Here is an 18,313-nt window from a genome sequence, read left to right as displayed (position 1 = left end):
GAAATATCTACGGAATGGGGGTTGTAAGTTAACCAGAGATGCTTAACTTCGTTCACCCTGACATAGGGGAAAGTAGGATATTAAGTTGCACGCTGTTCAACTAACACTTGATAAGCAGCATTAAAATCACCCGTTGTAATCCGAATTTCAGTCGGGTCAGTCATTCCCTGATGTCGATAACGACGAATGGCTACCAGTGCGGCTTGGTTACATAATAATGCTAAATCCGCCCCATTCCAGCCTTCCGTTGCTTCGGCCCAATAACCTAAATCCACATCCTGTAAAGGACGTTCATCGTTATGGACTTGTAAAATTGCTAAACGACTAGAAGCACTCGGTAAATCCACTTTTAACTGTAAATCCAACCGTCCCGCCCGTAATAAGGCTGGGTCTAACGCATCCGGGCGGTTTGTAGCCCCAATCACCAAAATCGTCGCCCCCGTTTGCAATCCATCTAACTCGGTCAAAATTTGTCCCACAACTCGGTCACTCACCCCAGAATCCCCGCTATAACGGCCTCTTGCTGGAGCTAAGGTATCAATTTCATCAATAAACACCACACAAGGCGCAGCTTGACGAGCTTTGGCAAATAACTCCCGTACCGCTTGTTCACTGGCTCCCACCCATTTACTCAGAAGTTCCGGGCCATTAATACTAATAAAATTCGCTCGCGCCTGAGATGCAACGGCTTTCGCCAATAAGGTTTTCCCCGTTCCCGGTGGCCCCCAAAGCAAAATGCCTTTGGGTGCTTGGGCTTTGGTTTGCATATATAATTGGGGATGGAGTAAAGCCCCTTCCACAGATTCCTGTAGGGTTTGTTTAATTTGTTCAAGTCCGCCAATATTGTCCCAAGCGATATGGGGAGATTCCACTTCCACAGACCGCAACACCGCAGGTTTAACTTCCTTGAGGGCTTGCAAAAAGTCGGCTTGGATGACCGTCATGATTTCTGGAATTTTGGATTCAATCGTAGGAACCTGACGGCGCAAAGCACTATAGGCCGCTTTCTGGCAAACTGCTTTTAAATCTGACCCCACAAATCCCACGGCATTATCCGCAATCAACGCTAAGGAAACCGATTCATCTAAGGGCATGGAACGGGTGAGAATCTGGAGAATTTCTAAACGTCCATTGCGGTCAGGAACCCGAAACTGCACTTCTCGGTCAAACCGTCCGGGGCGACGTAAGGCAGGATCAAGATGGTCGGGGCGGTTCGTGGCGGCAAGAACAATCACCCCTTGAGCTTGGGAAAAGCCATCCATTAAACTCAGCAGTTGGGCAACGAGTCGTTTTTCCACTTCCCCTTCCACTTTGCTGCGGTCGGGAGCCATGCTATCAATTTCGTCAATAAAAACGATACAAGGCGCATTTTTTGCGGCTTTCTCAAAAATTCCTCGCAGTCGTTGTTCAGCTTCCCCATAATATTTACTCATCACCTCTGGCCCCACTAAGGCAATATAGTTAACACCGAGTTCTTCCGCCAGGGCACGGGCGGTCAGGGTTTTGCCTGTTCCTGGGGGGCCAACCAACAGCACCCCACGAGTGGGTTCGAGTCCTAATTTCGCTAATAAGTCGGGGCGTTTTAGGGGAATGGCAATCAGTTCTTTGAGTTCTTTGAGAACTTCTGTCAATCCGCCAACGTCTTTAAGGGAAGGGGTGGTAGCTTCTTCTGGGGGTGTCATAGTGTCTTCAAATCCTGAATCTGAGGGGGAAGATGAGCGACTGCGATTGACCTCAAAATCACCCCCACCAGAACTGCTCGTGCGGGGAATGCCGCCTGGACGGGGAATCCCACCCGAACGGGGAATATTACTCAAGGGACGAGAACTAAACTGCACTTCAGTTTTAATTTCTCCTTTTTCAAGTTTTTCTTCTAAGGTTTTCGCCAGTTCGACTAATTGCTCAAAACCTTTGAATAACTCTGTCATAAAATTTCTCCTGAATCAATTGAACAATAGAGGCTGGGTAGATAAGATGGGGTTGAGGAATCTAAGGTTTAACACCTATAGTAGCGATGAGTCCAGGTAAAAAACCGAAAAACCGGGGTTTCAATGATTTCTCATGTCCTAATTGCACCAGGGGGTTGCTATCAATGCCTTTAAAACAGAAGATCGGCAGCCCCTTGAACTCGCGCCAGAGGTGCCACTGACCGAGGTAAACTCGGTAAGCGAATCAGAGTTTGATCCGGGAATAAATCCCGATCAATTTCCTCATGCGCGTGATAACGGTTCTGCACGACATAACGTTGATAGACTCCCATTTTTTTCAAAGATGCTGTTAATCGAACTTGTTCGGCAACAATGGCATCTTGGGCTTGGAGAATCCCAATAAATTCTGTATGTTGGGGATTTTTTAGTTTTTTCTGGGCTTGCATCACTTGTTGTCTTAAGGTTCGCAATCGCCCCATTAAATCTAAACGCCCTAATACATTTTGATACTTCATCCACAGCTTAAAAATCCAAGCTAACCACTCCCCTAAAGCGGTTGGCATTTCTAAAAAACGCAGAAGATGACCGGTAGGAGCCGTATCTAAAATAATTAAGTCTTGTTGTTTCTGGTCTAATAAATCCATGACGGTTACTAACGATAACATTTCATCAATTCCCGGTAAGGATTGAGCTACTATTTGTCGCCAAGCTTCGGGAGTATAGGCCAGTTTTATCGATCCGTCTTCCTTGCCTTCACCGCTAATCATTTCTGCAAGTTCCCATAAATAATCATTGCGAAATTGCTCTAAAACAATATCAGCATCGACTTCTTGACCACTTAAATTGGAGGTTAATTGTGTGGGTTGATGTCCTAATTTTTCCCCAAAGGCATCTCCTAAAGAATGGGCTGGATCAATAGAAATAATCCGAATATTTTTCTCAGGATAACGATGGGCTAATCCCCAACCCAGGGCAGCAGCAACGGTTGTTTTACCTACACCTCCCTTTCCTCCAATGATAATTAATTGACGTTTTTCAGCAATAAAATCGCTAAAACTAGGGAGAATTTTTTCGGGCCATTGGATAGGAGGTGGGGGAACTAATTCTACAGTGTCAAGGGTTTGAATTTGGCTCATGATTAAATCTAAAGCTTCACCCCCTAGAGGTTCTGTTGATTGTTGGGGAAGGGTAAAAATGGCATCTTGACCCGGAAGTTTAAGGAATTTACTCAGAAGTTCTTGTTGTTCGCTATAGCGATCTAAGTTGAGGTTTGATGGGGATAAAATTCGATTGATAAATAAACTACCGCAGGGAATATTTAAGTGCTGCAAACTCTTGAGTAATCGTTCGGTTTCTAATAAACTCATCGGTTCTGCAATTGCCACGACTAAACAAACGGTGAAACTGGCATCTTGCAATAGTTGTTTTCCTTCGGTTAATTCCGATTTCATTTTAACTAAGAAATCATCCACTTCATCCGCATTGTAAGTTTTTACAAAGGTTTGGGAGATGACTCGATGTTTTTCTTGAAATAATTCTAAAGAATTTAAAATAATCTCTAAAAAATCTTTAATTCCTAATAAATTTAAGGTATGACCGGAAGGAGCCATATCAACAACAATTCGATCAACGATTTTTTCAGTGAGTAATCGTTGAATTTCTAATAACCCCATAATTTCATCTAAACCGGGCCAGTCTAAATCCCAAACAGGGGTTAAATCTTCGCCTTCAACAAAGCTACCTCGTTCAACTAAGAGTTCTAAAAATTTTCCATATTTTTCTTTAAATTCTAATAGTAATTTTCCCGCATCTAACGCTCTAACCTTTAAATTTGGTAAGTCTTTTAAAGGTAATGCTTGATCTAAGACTTGTGTTTGTAAGATATCTCCTAAAGAATGGGCTGGATCTGTTGAGATTAATAGGATTTGTTCATCAGGAAATAATTGAGCCCAACGACGAGCAAATCCACAGGAAAGGGTGGTTTTTCCCACTCCTCCTTTGCCACTAAACATGACTAAATGGCGAGTGTCATAAGGGTTAAGAATGTTGTTTACAGGGTGAAAGTTAATCATATAGAAACTCAGTTAAATAAAGTGATAGGGTGGAGAAACTTGTCCTAATTGCAATTCCCAACGGGGACAAACTTTCTGCCAATTCAAGAAATGATTAGTTAGGAAAGGTTCATCTTGACAAGGCACTAAAAGATAAATTCGTGATTCTGCTCCTGGACAAGCATTGATAATCGTTGATTGATACTGATCGGTAACTAAATGAACGACCTTTTGCCATTCTGTTGCTTGCAGGATATAAAAGTTTTGTTGGGTTTGATAGTGCTGTTTTTTAACTAAAAAATATTGTCTTCCCGTCATCTCAGAACCTAAAACAGGTTCCTCTAACTTACGAGGAATACATTTTAAAATATATTCCCCTTTTCCTTGGAGTTGTTGGAGTTTTTTTTGGTATTCTTCGCTATTAGAACCGAGATGATCAAGTAAATTGTCTCCCTCTAAAAAAGACGTGCCAAAACGTAAGGGCAAAACTGTCGTTTGCTGAAACAATTCGCAGATGACACGATCATGGGATAAAACAGCTTGAATTAAGCGTTCATTATCCTTTTGTAAGGCATCTAAACAGACGTCTGGTTCTACTAGAGCCGAGATTTTTCCTGAAGCCATCAGTAAGACTGGGCTGGCAATTCCAACAGGTAATTTCAAGATCTGTTTTGGAGTTTTTAAAAAAGCGTAAGTATATAAATTATATAATTTCATAGGGCTGGCAAAAGAAATTTTTCAAAAATTTTACAAATCTTTGTATTTGAAAGTGAAATTTCAGTTTTAGTCTTTTTTTAAGAAAACCATGTATAACATCCAATTCCTCGCTATAATATTATAAACTATTCAGGAATTCTTATGACAAGCAATCGTGTTAAAGGCCCAATCAAACCTAAAATCAGCACCATGCCTCGGAATAAATCTGAAGCATCTCAGCAACTTGAATTGTATAAGTTGATTACTGAAAAACAGCGTATCCAAAAAGAATTACAATTGATGGAGCAGCGACTTCAACAGTTAAAAAATCGTCTCACGGTTCTGAATCATCAAATCGATAGTACAGAACAGAATATTCAAGATTTACGCCAAGCTAATCCCACTATACCTAAAATGCTTCATCCTTCTAAACCGATTGCTCAGTCTTCTAATTTCCAAGCCTTTTACCTGGAATATTAAAACTGAAGAGTGCGGGTTAAAGATGGGAATTTCTTTAATTCTTTACCTTGTAAAACCCGCTTTTTTAAGATCATGATAGAAAAAAAAATAATCCTATCTCTAGCTTTTATCAATCGATGAGATTAGGAAAATGCAAGAATAGGATTTTAATTCAACAATAATTTTTATCTTTTTCTACTCATGAAGGTGATCAGGATATTGAGGCTAGTTCTCTACAGACTCTTCTTCTAAAGCCTGAATTTTTAATAAAAGTTCTTCTTCCTGAATTTCAAACTCTTCCTCAGAAATGTTGCCCATATCATAAGCTAGTTGTAATGATAATAATAATTTGTGCAAATTTTCAGTGTCATCATATTCCGTATTTGCACGCTCTTCAATTTTCTCTCCGATCCAGATTAAGCCATTCAGGGGCCCGGTAACAGGAAAGCATAAAAGATCAAGAAACATAACTGATACTCTCCTTACATGAGTTGAGCAAAGGTATAAGGTGCTGTTAAATTGTTGTAGCGAATTCGCAAGCGATCGCCAAATTGTTGATCGATCGCTTCAACTTTCTGACTAAATTCAGATTCTTGATCCCAAGGAATTAAATAAGCCGTATTGTAAATCATGTCATCCATCATCGGCTCGTTTTCTACAACCTCTTGAGCACAGTGATTTAATTGATCTCGAAAGACCTGAACAATTTCTTGTTTACATTGGTATAAGCTGTTTTCAATCCTTTGACCAATATAGATAATTTCTTCCATCGTTAACGTTTTGCCGAGCATATCATCCCGTTGTTTTTTTAACTCCTGATTACACTCGAGAATTCTTTTTAATTCAGACGGGCTATCCCAAAAAATCTTAATGCTAACTTCTCGTTTTCCTGACAATTTGGTAAATAACTCTTTGAGTTGATTTTGATAAGGGATAATCAATTGTTCTATCACCGTTTCCCAGGTTTTCACAACCAATCCAAAACGCAATGGTAGCAAAGTACGGAACCCTGCTTCCATTACGTTTTCTAGGACTTTTTCATGACAGATTAGATAGCGACGGGAAGCCAAATATTTCTCTTTATGAACAACAGAGTAGAGAAAACTAAATCCTTCAATGACTTCACTGTGAACGAGTTCATGATCAATCCCTTCCCAAACCATTTCGTCAGGAATCTGATCGGCAAATATTCCATATAAATAAAGACCCGTAGCCATAAATCATCTCCAAAATTAAAGGGGCTGAGAAGTTAGCACTAAACGAAGCTTTAGATGAATTAAATCAAGTTTAGCTAAACCTAAATCGACATTTCCTTCTACAACAACTCCAGTATTTAAAAGTCGGTCAACCAATTCTAATATAGAAGGACTGGCGCTATATTCTCCAGGGTAATAGCTTCCTGGGGAGGGTAAAAGCGTACCAAATTCTCCAAGATTGATATTCAAATCTTTCGGATCGACTTCAAAAATTGCACACAAATGGAGAATTTGCTCTTGTAATTTTTGCAAACTTTCTGCGGCTCTATCTAAATCAGCTTCGCTGAGAATTTTGCCTTCTTCCATGCGGCGAATGATTTGAGCTTCTAACAGTTGACGTACCAGTTCTACCACCGTTAACAGTAAAGGTGCTAAACCCCCTTTACTATGAGTTGTTTCAGAAGTCGGTAAGATCTCAGGGGCAGTATCACAAGGTGTGCAAACAAGTGTCATAATCGCAGTTAGTAAATAGGTTTTTGGCGACGAAGCTCAAGCCTTGAATTTCGCAAACTTGAAATTTTCTCTAAGTTTAAATGAGGCAAACTACCTCCTAACTTGTTAGGACTTAAGCAAAGAATTGTTTGGCTTTTGGGAATGTTTTTCATTGTTCGGACTGGTATCATGGCTTTCTATTGCACTCGATTGGGTTAAGGATTTTAAGGCTTTAAGTTCAGCTTCTAAGCTCTGGAGTCGCTGTGAAAGTTCTTGATTTTCTGTTAATAAAGCTTGAGATTGACTATTAAGATAGGGATCACTTTCCCACCAATTAATTCCAATCTCCCGTGCTTTATCAACAGAGGCAATTAATAGACGAATGCGGATATGTAGAAGTTCAGTAGAAGCGATTGCCACAGAAATATCGCCAGCAATCACAATTCCTTTATCTAAAACTCGTTCAAGGATATCCGCTAAACTAGAACCTTGAGTAGCCGTTGTTATGGAGCTATTTGAGTGGCTTTTGATGGGGGGAGCAAAAGTGGAGGAAGTCACGGTTGGTTTCACTCAAAAAGAATATAAAACTGGTCTTGTTGTTTCAACAATTTCTTTTGCAGTAAAGAACGAACAGCTTTTTCTGCTTGATTTTGCTTGAGGTTTAAAGTTTTGTAAATTTCATGAAAGCTGGCTTTGCGGGTTTGCTGCAAATAATTATAAATTTTCTGTTCATGTTCCTTTAAAGCATCAGGAGGTAACGCACTGGCATTTGGACTACCCGTTTCTTCTACAACAGGTAAGGATTCTGTTGGATTCTCGTTAAGAATTTCCCATAAAATAGTTGTCGATTGATCGATGGGTAAATTAGTCCGTGATAAGAGAACATCTGCACAAATATCGCGGAAATCTGCGTGATTGGGGGTGGCAACAATCTCGTGTTCGGCGCAGACTTTGGCAATCATTAAACAAGAACGCAAACCTGATGTTTTTTCAGCCGTAGTTTTCAGACGGAAAGTTTTGACGAGGTTGACAATAAATAACGCATCTTCTCGACGAATACCCGTTTTTTGGGCGAGAATTTCAGTCTGAGTCAGTTCATCCGGTTCTGGCATATTAATGGTTACCAACCGATCCATTAAGGCATCTTGGGTAGCATGAACGCCACAATATTCTTCCGGGTTAGAGGTAAAAATTGCCCGAAACTGAGAATGGACTTGCAGGTAATCGGGTTGATTGCTAGTGGGCGGCAGGGTCAGAATTTTTTCTTCTAAGGCGGAGAGTAAAACGTTGTTGACTTCGGGTCGAGAACGGTTAAATTCATCATAAACTAACGTAAATCCTTCTCGACAGGCCATCGTCAATCGAGAATCCACCCAATTATGTTTGAGCTCGTCCTCAACTTTGAGAACGCTGTGGATATAGTTATCCATCAGTTTTTTGTGGGTATAACCTGACTGAGAGCCAATTAAATCGGAACTGGTGAAGTCATCATCTCCGAAAATTAGCATGACGGGTCTAGCTAAACAATTGGCCAGGTGCATGGCTAGTGTGGTTTTTCCGGTTCCGGCAGGGCCACGCAGATGAATGGAAAAACCAGAGTGCAGGTAACGTAAAGCCCGGGTTGTAATTTGATGAATTGAAGGTGTGACGACAAATTGACCAGGGCGAACGCGGAGGACGGATCTTCTTGTTTGAGGTTCAGCAACTGTCATGGTTGAAATCTAGTAAACGTCAATAAATTTTTTGAGAAGTTTGATGAAGAAAGTTGACAAATTGCAAACAAATGTGCTATTTTGTAAATACAGTTATATATAGTTACCAAAGCTACAATTCTTGCAAATCTGTTAGCGGTAAGACTAACCGTTATAGCCTGCTAAGGGGAAGAGGTAACTAGCCCTTAGTTTTCAGGAATCCTGTATCCGCTAGGACAGGAGTTCTACTTCTAGGTTGAGTTTTGGATCTCAAAAGAAGTAGGATTAGTCATACCAGGTTGAAAACCTAAAACTCATTGTTGTATTTTAATGATAACCCTCTAGTTTAGCTCGATAAAAAGCGACTAGAGGGGTTTTTTTATCCTAGTCTTTGAGCTTGGTTAAAACAAACCAGGAGAATTATTTTCCAAAAACATAGATAGACAACTCTTGGCGAAATTGGCGCAAATCTTGTTTTTGCTGCTTCGCTTGAGCTAGACGTTCTTTTTGGATAGCTGTTAAAAACACCCGATTTTCTTGTTTCAATTTTTTGTGGAATTGACTTAGAGAAATCGCTTGTTTCTTGGCTTGAGACAGACGTTCTTTTTGGATAGCTGTTAAAAACACCCGATTTTCTTGTTTCAATTTTTTGTGAAATTGACGTAGGGAAATCGCTTGCTCTTCAGCTTGTTGTTGTCTTTTAACTTGGGTAGCCGACAGAAAAGCTTGAGTCTCTTGGCAGAGTTCAGCCACTTCTTCTGCAACAGATAAACGCTCCTGTCGGAATTTTTCCATGAGAGCAGTCATGGGGTTTTCCTCAATAACACTAAATCATGACTAACCCCACTCATCAGCCGAATGTTGACAGCGACTGACTGGGGTTAAACAGTACAAATACCTGCTTTTCCCGCTCCCTCATCCTATGGAGTCTTTACGAAGGTAAGGGGATAAAAGAAAAGCAGACACTTGTTGAGAACTTGAAGATTCCTCAACCACAAGATTGAAGAATCTATTATTAATCTTAGGCAGGAACCGCAGCAGATTGAGTCAGACCAACGGCTTCAGCATATTTCAGGTAGGTTTCAACAGAAGCGATAACGACGCGGGCTTCAATTGCTAACAGTTCAATTCCCACAAGAGAGACACGAGCCCAAGCATCAATAACAATCCCTTTATCAAGAATGCGATCAATAACTTCAGCTAAACTAGAGGAAGAATTTGTTTTTTCGACAGCCATGGTTTTGTACCTTTATTACTCATTGTTGTTTATTTTGTCTGGGGTTAAGAAGTCTTTCACCTCTCCCTGACACTTTGAATCATATCAATAATTTTTCAAATTTGTCAACACTTTTACAAAAGTTTTTTGTTAAATAATGTAAAGCTTATTTTGGTTTTTTCAAAAGGTTTTTAGGGCATTATGTAATAATGTAAAGTTTATTTTGGTACAATTACGGATATTTTGATTAAACATAAGAGAAATTACGGTCAAGAAAATTGCTCTAACATCAATACTTTGATTAGGATCAGGGTAGAATTTTTGTCTGAGATCAGTTAACATTCATTAAAAATGCAACTTTTTATATGAATTTCTTCCTCTCAATATGAATACTACCCGACTTAAAACTCCTTACAGTGCTAGGGTTTGAGGTATTTTCAAGGGTTAAGTCAGAAGTCTTGAATTCCCTGGCAATACTTACACCACCAAAAATTGATTTAAGAGTTTGGATGAATACAACCGTAAATATACGGATACAACCGTAAATATACGGATGTATGCTTACGGCAGTACGGAGATCTTATCGCTTGAAACAGCCTCTTCTTTGGATGGAATGCCAATGATCTAATATAATGAGAAGGCAGAAGACAAAGGATACTCAACCATTTAATAATGCAACAAACGTGAACTCTTGACTTTTGACTCCCGTTATGAATTGACTTGTCGCTTAACTTCCTGTTCAATTTGCTGGGGAATTTTAGCGAGTTCTGCCGAAAGTTGTTGTAGAGATTGTTCTACTTTTTGATGTAGTTCATTCATTTGGTGTTGTTGTAAATTTCCCCATTGAGGTAATTGATTAATAAATTGTTGAAGATCGACAATAACATGAGTTAAGCTATTGATTTGTTCCAATTCAGGGCGTTTTTGGAACGTTTGGACAATAACTTCTAACTCCGATTGCATCATCGTTAAGGTTTTTTCTAATAAATTTTGACGTTCTAATAGATTTTGAATCACGATCATTAAAGATTGTAATTCCTGAGCTAATTGAGGATTCGGAGTAAAGGCCAGCCCTGAAGAAATATTCAAAGTATTAATTGTATTTTTTAATTGATCCATTAATTGATCTAAATCCGCTTGATGTTGCTGAACTAAGCTTTTTGTATGGGTAGCACTTTTCCGAGCTTGTTGGGCCAATAATTGACGATTCAACCAATTCAATCCTAAAGCTAAAGATCCCGGAATCACTGCATAAGTTATGGGTTGTCCGGTGAGAAGACTAAAAGAACCAATAATTGCAGCAATAATCAAAATTAATTCTACGATTTCAGGCCATCGTTTATGATTCAGCATATTAATACTCTCAAGTGAAGTTAAATAAAGGCTTCTGGTAAAGAAGGAGAATCGTGGACGCTGCTTTAAAAGTAACAATCCCGATAATCACCTCCCCTAAATTTGCAAAATCAATCGAGCCAAATTAAAATAAATTAACACCCCTAAAACATCAACAGCCGTGGTAATAAACGGTGCTGACATTAAAGCCGGATCTAATCCTAATGAACGGAATAAAAAGGGCAAAGAAGAACCCGCCACCGAAGCTAAGATGGAAATCGCGACTAAACTAACTCCCACCGCCACAGCAACAGATAAATTGCCTTGGACAACAAATGTATTTGCCCAAATTGTAGCTAAAATTCCTAAGATTGAACCTAATAATGCTCCCGCTAATCCCTCGCGGATAATGACTTGTAATGGCCCCATTGCCCGGATTTCATCGGTATTCATCCCCCGAATCACAACAGTAGACGATTGCGCCCCCACATTGCCTCCTGTTCCCGTCAGTAAGGGAATAAAAAACGACAGTGCCACCACCTGATGTAACAGATCCTGTTGCATTTTCAAAATTGAACCCGTGACACTATTTGTTAAGAGTAAAACTAATAACCAAACCACCCGTCTGCGGGCGATTGTTAGCAAATTTGCCTGAAAATAATTATCGCCATCGGTTTGCACCCCCCCCAAAGCATAAATATCTTTTGTGGCTTCCTGTTGAATAATATCTAACACATCATCAACGGTAATAATTCCCACTAATCGCCGTTCACTATCTACCACTGGAATTGCTAAAAAATCGTACCGTTGAATAATATCAGCGACTTCCTCTTGATCGGTGTCCGTTTGCACAGAAACAATATCCTGATTCATAATTTCACCGACGGTTTGTTCTAGTTGGGCGGTGACTAAATCCCGCAAGGATAAAATTCCCAATAACCGCCGATCTGAGTCGGTCACATACAGAGAATAAATCGTTTCTGTGACATGGGCTAAACTGCGAATTCGTTCTAAACTTTGGCTAACGGTAAAATATTCTTTGAGGGAAACATACTCCGGCGTCATGATTCGTCCGGCGGTTCCCGCTTCATAGCCTAATAACAACGCCGTTGATTGACGTTCTGTGGGGCTTAATTCGGCAACAATTCGCCGCACAACGGAGGCGGGTAACTCCTCAAATAAACGCGCTCGGTCATCCGGTGACATTTTATCTACAATGTCGATGACTTCTTGGCGCTTGAATTTTTCGCAGAGAGATTGTTGAACGCTGGAGTCGAGTTGTTCGTAGACTTCGATCGCCTCATCTTTGGGTAATAACCGAAAAGCAATCACCTGCATGGTTTCGGGTAAACCTTCGATCGCCTCGGCGATATCCGCCGGTTGTACAGGCTTCAGGATGCTTTTGGCGGCTGTTAAGTCTCCGAGCTCCAGTAACACTTGTAGTTGCGTCCGTACCAACTCCCGTAACTCTTTACGAGAGATGGTTGAGGTTGGGGGTATGGATTGATTGGCTTCAGTCAAAGGCAGCCCTCCTAAAACAGTTCTGCATCCAGATCAAGTCTAAAGGCTTAAGGTGAACCTTCACCCTCTAAATCAAAAACACCGAACACCGAACACCGAACACCGAACACCGAACACCGAACACCGAACAGGGAATTAGAAATGTGTCAATAATTCTGTCTGTGCTAAATTAACTAGATTTTGATGAAATCCTAAATTTTGAAAGGGATCTAATCTGGGTGTTGATGAATTGATTATAGAGCAAGTTGATCGTTTTCCATCAAGTTACAATTAAACGTTGATTTGTTGTTTCCCTTTTGGGTTAAAGATAAAGGCTGAAGCCCAACAACGAATTGTCTGGTTTAGATTATACTAAAATGAATCCTGTTAGATAAACTCAACAATGATTAAAATTTTGCATCTTTCCGATATTCATTTAGGGAGTAGTTTTTCTCACGGTCGAATTAATCCTGAAACGGGGTTAAATAGCAGATTAGAGGATTTTATCGCCACCTTGGGACGTTGTATTGATCGAGCGATCGCAGAACCCGTTGATTTAGTTTTATTTGGGGGAGATGCCTTTCCTGATGCCACCCCTGCTCCTTATGTTAAACAAGCTTTTGCGGCTCAATTTCGGCGGTTAGTAGATGCAGAAATTCCCACGGTTTTATTAGTCGGAAATCATGATCAACATTCCCAAGGACAAGGGGGAGCCAGTTTAGGAATTTATCGCACGTTAGGGGTTCCCGGATTTGTTGTGGGGGATAGCTTAGAAACCCATACCATTCAAACCCGAAATGGAGCCATTCAAATTATTACTTTACCTTGGTTAACCCGCTCAACATTATTAACTCGCCCTGAAACCGAAAAACTGTCTTTAGAAGCCGTTAATCAACTGTTAATTGACCGTTTAACCGTTGTTTTAGAAGGAGAAATTCGGAGTTTAAATCCTGAATTACCCACAATTTTATTAGGACATTTAATGGTTGAGAGAGCGAATTTAGGAGCCGAACGATTTTTAGCTGTTGGTAAAGGATTTAATATCCCGCTTTCCCTCTTAACTCGCTCTTGTTTTGAATATGTCGCCCTAGGTCATGTCCATAAACATCAAAATCTTAACCGCACCAATGATCCACCTGTGATTTATCCTGGAAGTATTGAACGGGTTGATTTTAGCGAAGAAAAAGAAGAGAAAGGATTTGTATTAATTGAACTCGAAAAAGGAAAAGTTAAATGGGAGTTTTGTGCTTTACCCGCTCGTGCTTTTTGTACGATTAAAGTTGATCTATCTAAAAGCGATAATCCTCAACAAATGGTAATAAAAGCCATTCAAAAACATAAAATTGAAGCAGCTGTTGTGCGTTTAATTTATCAACTGCGTTCAGATCAATTGGATTTAATTAATACCGCCGAATTACATGATCTTTTAAGGAGTGCCCATACCTATACTATTCAACCGGAATTAGTCAGTCAGTTAGCTCGACCCCGTTTACCGCAATTAGGAACACAAGGGAGTAGTCTGGAACCGTTAGATGCTTTAAAAACCTATTTAACCAGTCGAGAAGATTTGCAAGGATTTCAATCTGAAATGATGGAAGCTGCTCAACTGTTATTAGCGGGAGAAAAATAGAATCAAGATTCAGGGGGAGAATTATGATTCCGTTGTTGCAACGTCCGTTCAATTAAGCCAATTAAATGCTGCGGATTTGACTCTGAACTAGGATTCTCTTCTGGGGTGAGGGCTAATTTTTCGATTTTAGAAATCAAAGAAGGAATCAACTCAGGACTCATATTTTTAGCTTGTTCTACAATTAAAATAATTAAATTCGGATCATAATTATCAATCAGTCTCTCTAATTCCTTAACAACCAGTTCTGCCCGTTCTAACTTTGAGAGAATAGAACGAGCAATCTCAGCGTCATTTTCAGCAATATCTTGAAGTTTTTGAGAATGAAATCTAAAATGATTTGCTACTTTATTCATCTGCTGATTGACATTTAAAATTTGATTGAGCAGTTGATTGATTTCCATATTAATCCGACTCAATCCTTGGGAAGGAGTTTGAGATTGATGAGCAATAATAGAGGCTTGTACTGCTAAATGACGAATTTGTTGAAGAATCTTAGCAATTAAATTACACGCCGAGTGAATAGATTCTAAATCATTAGAAATAGATTCACTAATCCTTTGAACATGACTTGTATTAGCATGGATAGAATTTGTACTAACATAAATTGAATAAAAAGATTTGTTAGTTTCTCCAATCACTAGCTGACTTAATTGTAAAAAATCCTCATTAATCTTCGTAATTTTTTGTGCGGTTTCAAAAATTTCCTGCTGCTTAATTTTTAAAAAATCACCATAATTTTTCTTGATTACTTCTTGTTGATTTTGATAATGTTTTGTATATTTTTTAAACTTTATTTTTTCAGCTTCAATGATTTGAAAAGATTGTTCAAGTTGGGATTGTTGCTGCTGAATCAAAGTTTGAGAATGATTTAAGAGTTGATTTTGAGCCAACAATATAGTTTGAATATCCAGAATTCGATAAAATTTATTATCAAAAATAACAACAATCGGCTCATAAATTAATTCTTTAGAGCGATTCAAGGCACTATTGACAGCATCTCCAATTTTACAATTTTGATCCAGTAACAAAGCAGGAATCCTCAGATAATTAAGCAGCATTTGAATCGGTTGATTGCAATACAAATTTTCTCGCTGGGTAGTATTGACTTGTTCTCGAAACTTAGCCCGTGAAATCATGCCTAAGAAGTGGTGGTTATCCATAATAATCACGCCCGGTAAATCGGGGTTTTGGGCAAACTTCTTAGCCACACTCTGTCCTAAAGTGCTAGAACTGACGGTAAAGTCATAAGAAAGGACAGAAGCTAAGGTAGAATCAAAAGTTATGGGAGATTGGCTGCTCATTCATTTTGGCGGTTCAACGCAAACAGGGTTTCTTCCAAGATCATACTGATGAGGTAAGACTGTTCTGTCCATCTTAGAACCGTAAACTCACAAATAGCTACAAAAATGGCTACAACCTTTTTGTTTTTTCTTCCTCCCCCCTATTCTTTAGAGTGACGGTTATATAAGCCTGTGGACGATGCCTTATACCAGCAGCTTCAACAAGAACGACTTCTGAATCAAGTCACGACTCAGATTCGTCAGAGCTTGGATTTATCGGTGATTTTGTCAACTGCGGTTAAACAGTTGCGACAATTTTTATCGGTTGATCGGTTGCTCATTTATCAATTTGAGCTACAATACCTGTCAACGGTAGAAGCCCCTGAATTGGACGGGGGAGGGGAACGAATCTTAGAACCATCATCCCAGTGCAGGGGTGAAGATGTCCCAGGATATGCCTGTGGAAAAGTGACCTATGAAGATCGCTCTTCTCAGGAGATTCTTTCCGTTTTAAATTTATCAGAAGATCAGCATTGTTTTAAACAAGAGTGTAGTTTTTTAGATAAATATCGTCAAGGTTTTATTAAATCTGTTTCTAATGTAGAACATGACTATGCTCACACTCCCTGTTTTATTGAATTTTTAAAACAATTTCAAGTTCAATCTCTCATCATTGTTCCCATTGTGGTTCAAGACAACCTTTGGGGTTTATTAATTGCTCATCAATGTCTCAAACCCCGCCAGTGGAAAACAATGGAAAAACGATTTTTAAAAAAAATCACCCAACATTTATCCATTGCAATTCATCAAGCCCAACTCTACGCCCAACTTCAACAACAAAAACAAACCCTAGAACAACGAGTCCGAGAACGAACACAAGCCCTGCATGATGCTTTATTAGGAGCACAAGCAGCGAACCGAGCGAAAAGCCAATTTTTAGCCACCATGAGTCATGAATTACGCACCCCCTTAACTTGCGTGATTGGCATTTCAGAAACATTATTACGCTACTCTGGAGAACAACAAGCCAATCAAAAAATGCCCCTTGATAAGCAGCAACGGTATTTAAAAACAATTCATGATAGTGGCGAAAAGTTACTGGGACTGATTAATGATATTTTAGATTTATCCGAAGTAGAAGCCGGAAAAACTGTCCTCCAGATTAGTGAATTTTCTTGGTCTAAATTAGTCCATCAAAGTCTAAATTCTTTTCAAGAAAAAGCTCAAAATCATCAGATAAATCTCACCAGTGATGTTAAAATAAAACCACACCAAAACCGCTTTACAGGAGATCAGGAACGGATTCGGAAAATTATCTTTAATTTATTAGAAAATGCCATCAAATTTACCCCAGATGGCGGTCGAGTTACCTTGAAAATTAAGGTAGACAATAATATCGCTATTCTGCAAATCGAAGACACGGGAATTGGAATTCCTGATGATAAAATGCCCTTATTATTTGAAAAATTTCAGCAATTAAATTCCGCTTATGATCGTCAGTATGAAGGGACAGGGTTAGGATTAGCCTTAACAAAACAATTAGTAGAATTACATGGAGGTGTGATTCACGTTCAATCAACCACTGGAGTAGGTTCTATCTTTACCGTACACTTACCTGCTTTACCTTTAATGTCTCAAAAACCTCAAGGTGAAATTACGGAATCTCCGTTTAAAACTTCTCTGCCTTCAGTGTATCTTAATTCTCCTCGTCGCAAGTGTGTTTTAATTGAACGGGATGAAGAAACCGCCACTTTAATTTGTGATTTATTAACCGCCTCTGGATATCAAGTGGTTTGGTTAATGGAAGGATTTACCGCCGTTAAACAAATTGAACTGTTACAACCAGATGCTATCATTATTGACCTGAATTTACCGGGACAATTCAGCCATGAAATTCTCAATCAACTTCATCATCAACCCCAAACCCAAAAAATTAAAATTTTAGCCTTAACCTATGAAAGCTGCTTTGTGGAGTCCAAAGTTAACCCATCCTTTGAATATTATGATTGTTTAGTTAAACCGATTCAACCCGACGAGTTACTCAATAAAATGATAGCCTTAAAAATGAATTAAATCTTAACCCATTTTACCCTTTACTATTCACCTTTGACCATGAAAGCAGAAATTTTGTTACCCTTAAAACAGGGATTAATTGTATCCTGTCAAGCGCCTGTTGATTCCCCGTTACATCATCCGATTGTGATTTCAGCCATGGCGAAAGCAGCCATTAATCGAGGTGCTGTGGGGGTGAGAATTGATACTCCAACTCATATTGAAGCGGTACGTCAACAGGTTTCTCAACCCATTATCGGCTTATGGAAACAACAAATTCCAGGGTTTGACGTGTATATTACGCCTCGATTTGAAGATGCTGTCGCCGTTGCTAAATCTGGGGCTGATATTATTGCCATTGATGCGACATTGCGAGAACATCCCCAAGGAGAAACGGTTCGGAATTTAATTCCTAAAATCCATCAAGAATTAGGGAAATTAGTGATGGCGGATGTGGATAGTTTAGAAGCCGCTAAAATTGCCGCAGACGCAGGCGCAGATTGTGTTGGAACAACATTATATGGTTATACCCAAGCCACCCAACATCAATCACCTCCCAGCTTTGAATTATTAACTCAAATGGTCAATCAGTTACAGGTTCCTGTTATTTGTGAAGGGGGAATTTCTTCCCCAGAAATGGCGAAACAAGCCTTAGATTTAGGTGCTTATGCCGTCGTTGTTGGGGGCGCAATTACCGGAATTGATCTGTTAGTTCAAGCGTATCAAAAAGCGGTTTCTTGATCATAAAATAGGCAATAGGCAATAGGCAATAGGCAATAGGCAATAGGGA

Annotated in this window: 17 protein-coding genes; 4 read left to right on the top strand and 13 right to left on the bottom strand. The window is 39.4% G+C overall.

Going from position 1 to position 18,313, the window contains the following annotated elements; genetic code table 11:
• Window positions 1–80: 80 nt before the first annotated feature.
• The 3 genes from IQ236_RS08210 to IQ236_RS08200 form a co-directional block, all read right to left on the bottom strand.
• Complete coding sequence (locus IQ236_RS08210) at window positions 81–1,928, bottom strand: AAA family ATPase (protein ID WP_193868811.1); 1,848 nt, start codon at window positions 1,926–1,928, stop codon at window positions 81–83.
• Between the two features lie 170 nt (window positions 1,929–2,098).
• On the bottom strand, window positions 2,099–4,000 hold the full coding sequence (locus tag IQ236_RS08205) for an ArsA family ATPase (protein ID WP_193868810.1): 1,902 nt from the start codon (window positions 3,998–4,000) through the stop codon (window positions 2,099–2,101).
• Between the two features lie 12 nt (window positions 4,001–4,012).
• Complete coding sequence (locus IQ236_RS08200) at window positions 4,013–4,696, bottom strand: GvpL/GvpF family gas vesicle protein (RefSeq protein WP_190516860.1); 684 nt, start codon at window positions 4,694–4,696, stop codon at window positions 4,013–4,015.
• Between the two features lie 141 nt (window positions 4,697–4,837).
• Between IQ236_RS08200 and IQ236_RS08195 the strand changes: the two genes are divergently transcribed.
• Window positions 4,838–5,155: a gas vesicle protein gene (locus IQ236_RS08195; RefSeq protein ID WP_193868809.1), complete on the top strand. Its 318-nt coding sequence runs from the start codon at window positions 4,838–4,840 to the stop codon at window positions 5,153–5,155.
• 204 nt (window positions 5,156–5,359) lie between these two features.
• Here the strand turns inward: IQ236_RS08195 and IQ236_RS08190 are convergent, their stop codons facing one another.
• The 9 genes from IQ236_RS08190 to mgtE form a co-directional block, all read right to left on the bottom strand.
• Complete coding sequence (locus tag IQ236_RS08190) at window positions 5,360–5,602, bottom strand: gas vesicle protein GvpG (RefSeq protein WP_072721105.1); 243 nt, start codon at window positions 5,600–5,602, stop codon at window positions 5,360–5,362.
• A 14-nt stretch (window positions 5,603–5,616) separates the two neighbouring features.
• Window positions 5,617–6,351 carry a gas vesicle protein GvpF gene (gene gvpF / locus IQ236_RS08185; RefSeq protein ID WP_193868808.1) on the bottom strand — a complete coding sequence of 245 codons (735 nt, stop codon included), beginning with the start codon at window positions 6,349–6,351 and terminating at the stop codon, window positions 5,617–5,619.
• 15 nt (window positions 6,352–6,366) lie between these two features.
• Window positions 6,367–6,843, bottom strand: a complete 477-nt coding sequence (locus tag IQ236_RS08180; RefSeq protein WP_193868807.1) for a gas vesicle protein K — start codon at window positions 6,841–6,843, stop codon at window positions 6,367–6,369.
• 105 nt (window positions 6,844–6,948) lie between these two features.
• On the bottom strand, window positions 6,949–7,380 hold the full coding sequence (locus tag IQ236_RS08175) for a gas vesicle protein (RefSeq protein WP_190516866.1): 432 nt from the start codon (window positions 7,378–7,380) through the stop codon (window positions 6,949–6,951).
• Between the two features lie 8 nt (window positions 7,381–7,388).
• On the bottom strand, window positions 7,389–8,534 hold the full coding sequence (gene gvpN / locus IQ236_RS08170; RefSeq protein ID WP_193868806.1) for a gas vesicle protein GvpN: 1,146 nt from the start codon (window positions 8,532–8,534) through the stop codon (window positions 7,389–7,391).
• A 399-nt stretch (window positions 8,535–8,933) separates the two neighbouring features.
• Window positions 8,934–9,320, bottom strand: coding sequence for a gas vesicle protein GvpC (gvpC, locus tag IQ236_RS08165; RefSeq protein WP_193868805.1), 387 nt, complete (start codon window positions 9,318–9,320; stop codon window positions 8,934–8,936).
• Between the two features lie 214 nt (window positions 9,321–9,534).
• Entirely contained in the window at window positions 9,535–9,750 is a 216-nt protein-coding gene (gvpA, locus tag IQ236_RS08160) for a gas vesicle structural protein GvpA (RefSeq protein ID WP_002735503.1), read from the bottom strand.
• Window positions 9,751–10,437: 687 nt separating this feature from the next.
• Window positions 10,438–11,082, bottom strand: a complete 645-nt coding sequence (locus tag IQ236_RS08155) for a hypothetical protein (RefSeq protein ID WP_193868804.1) — start codon at window positions 11,080–11,082, stop codon at window positions 10,438–10,440.
• A gap of 96 nt (window positions 11,083–11,178) precedes the next feature.
• Window positions 11,179–12,582 carry a magnesium transporter gene (gene mgtE / locus IQ236_RS08150; protein WP_190516873.1) on the bottom strand — a complete coding sequence of 468 codons (1,404 nt, stop codon included), beginning with the start codon at window positions 12,580–12,582 and terminating at the stop codon, window positions 11,179–11,181.
• Window positions 12,583–12,964: 382 nt separating this feature from the next.
• Here mgtE and sbcD point away from each other — a divergent pair, with 382 nt between their 5' ends.
• Window positions 12,965–14,191, top strand: coding sequence for an exonuclease subunit SbcD (gene sbcD, locus IQ236_RS08145; protein ID WP_193868803.1), 1,227 nt, complete (start codon window positions 12,965–12,967; stop codon window positions 14,189–14,191).
• A 2-nt stretch (window positions 14,192–14,193) separates the two neighbouring features.
• On the opposite strand, the gene IQ236_RS08140 is transcribed toward sbcD, so the two are convergent.
• The gene (locus IQ236_RS08140) at window positions 14,194–15,492 is read right to left on the bottom strand and encodes a CBS domain-containing protein (protein ID WP_193868802.1); all 1,299 of its coding nucleotides are present in this window, start codon (window positions 15,490–15,492) and stop codon (window positions 14,194–14,196) included.
• A gap of 171 nt (window positions 15,493–15,663) precedes the next feature.
• Here IQ236_RS08140 and IQ236_RS08135 point away from each other — a divergent pair, with 171 nt between their 5' ends.
• Window positions 15,664–17,544 carry a hybrid sensor histidine kinase/response regulator gene (locus tag IQ236_RS08135; RefSeq protein ID WP_193868801.1) on the top strand — a complete coding sequence of 627 codons (1,881 nt, stop codon included), beginning with the start codon at window positions 15,664–15,666 and terminating at the stop codon, window positions 17,542–17,544.
• A 39-nt stretch (window positions 17,545–17,583) separates the two neighbouring features.
• Window positions 17,584–18,264 carry an N-acetylmannosamine-6-phosphate 2-epimerase gene (locus tag IQ236_RS08130; RefSeq protein WP_193868800.1) on the top strand — a complete coding sequence of 227 codons (681 nt, stop codon included), beginning with the start codon at window positions 17,584–17,586 and terminating at the stop codon, window positions 18,262–18,264.
• The last annotated feature ends 49 nt before the right edge of the window (window positions 18,265–18,313 follow it).

The organism is Planktothrix mougeotii LEGE 06226 (assembly GCF_015207485.1).
Lineage (GTDB): Bacteria > Cyanobacteriota > Cyanobacteriia > Cyanobacteriales > Microcoleaceae > Planktothrix.
The sequence above is the reverse complement of the archived record's forward strand: the minus strand, read 5'-3'. Positions and strand labels throughout refer to the sequence as shown.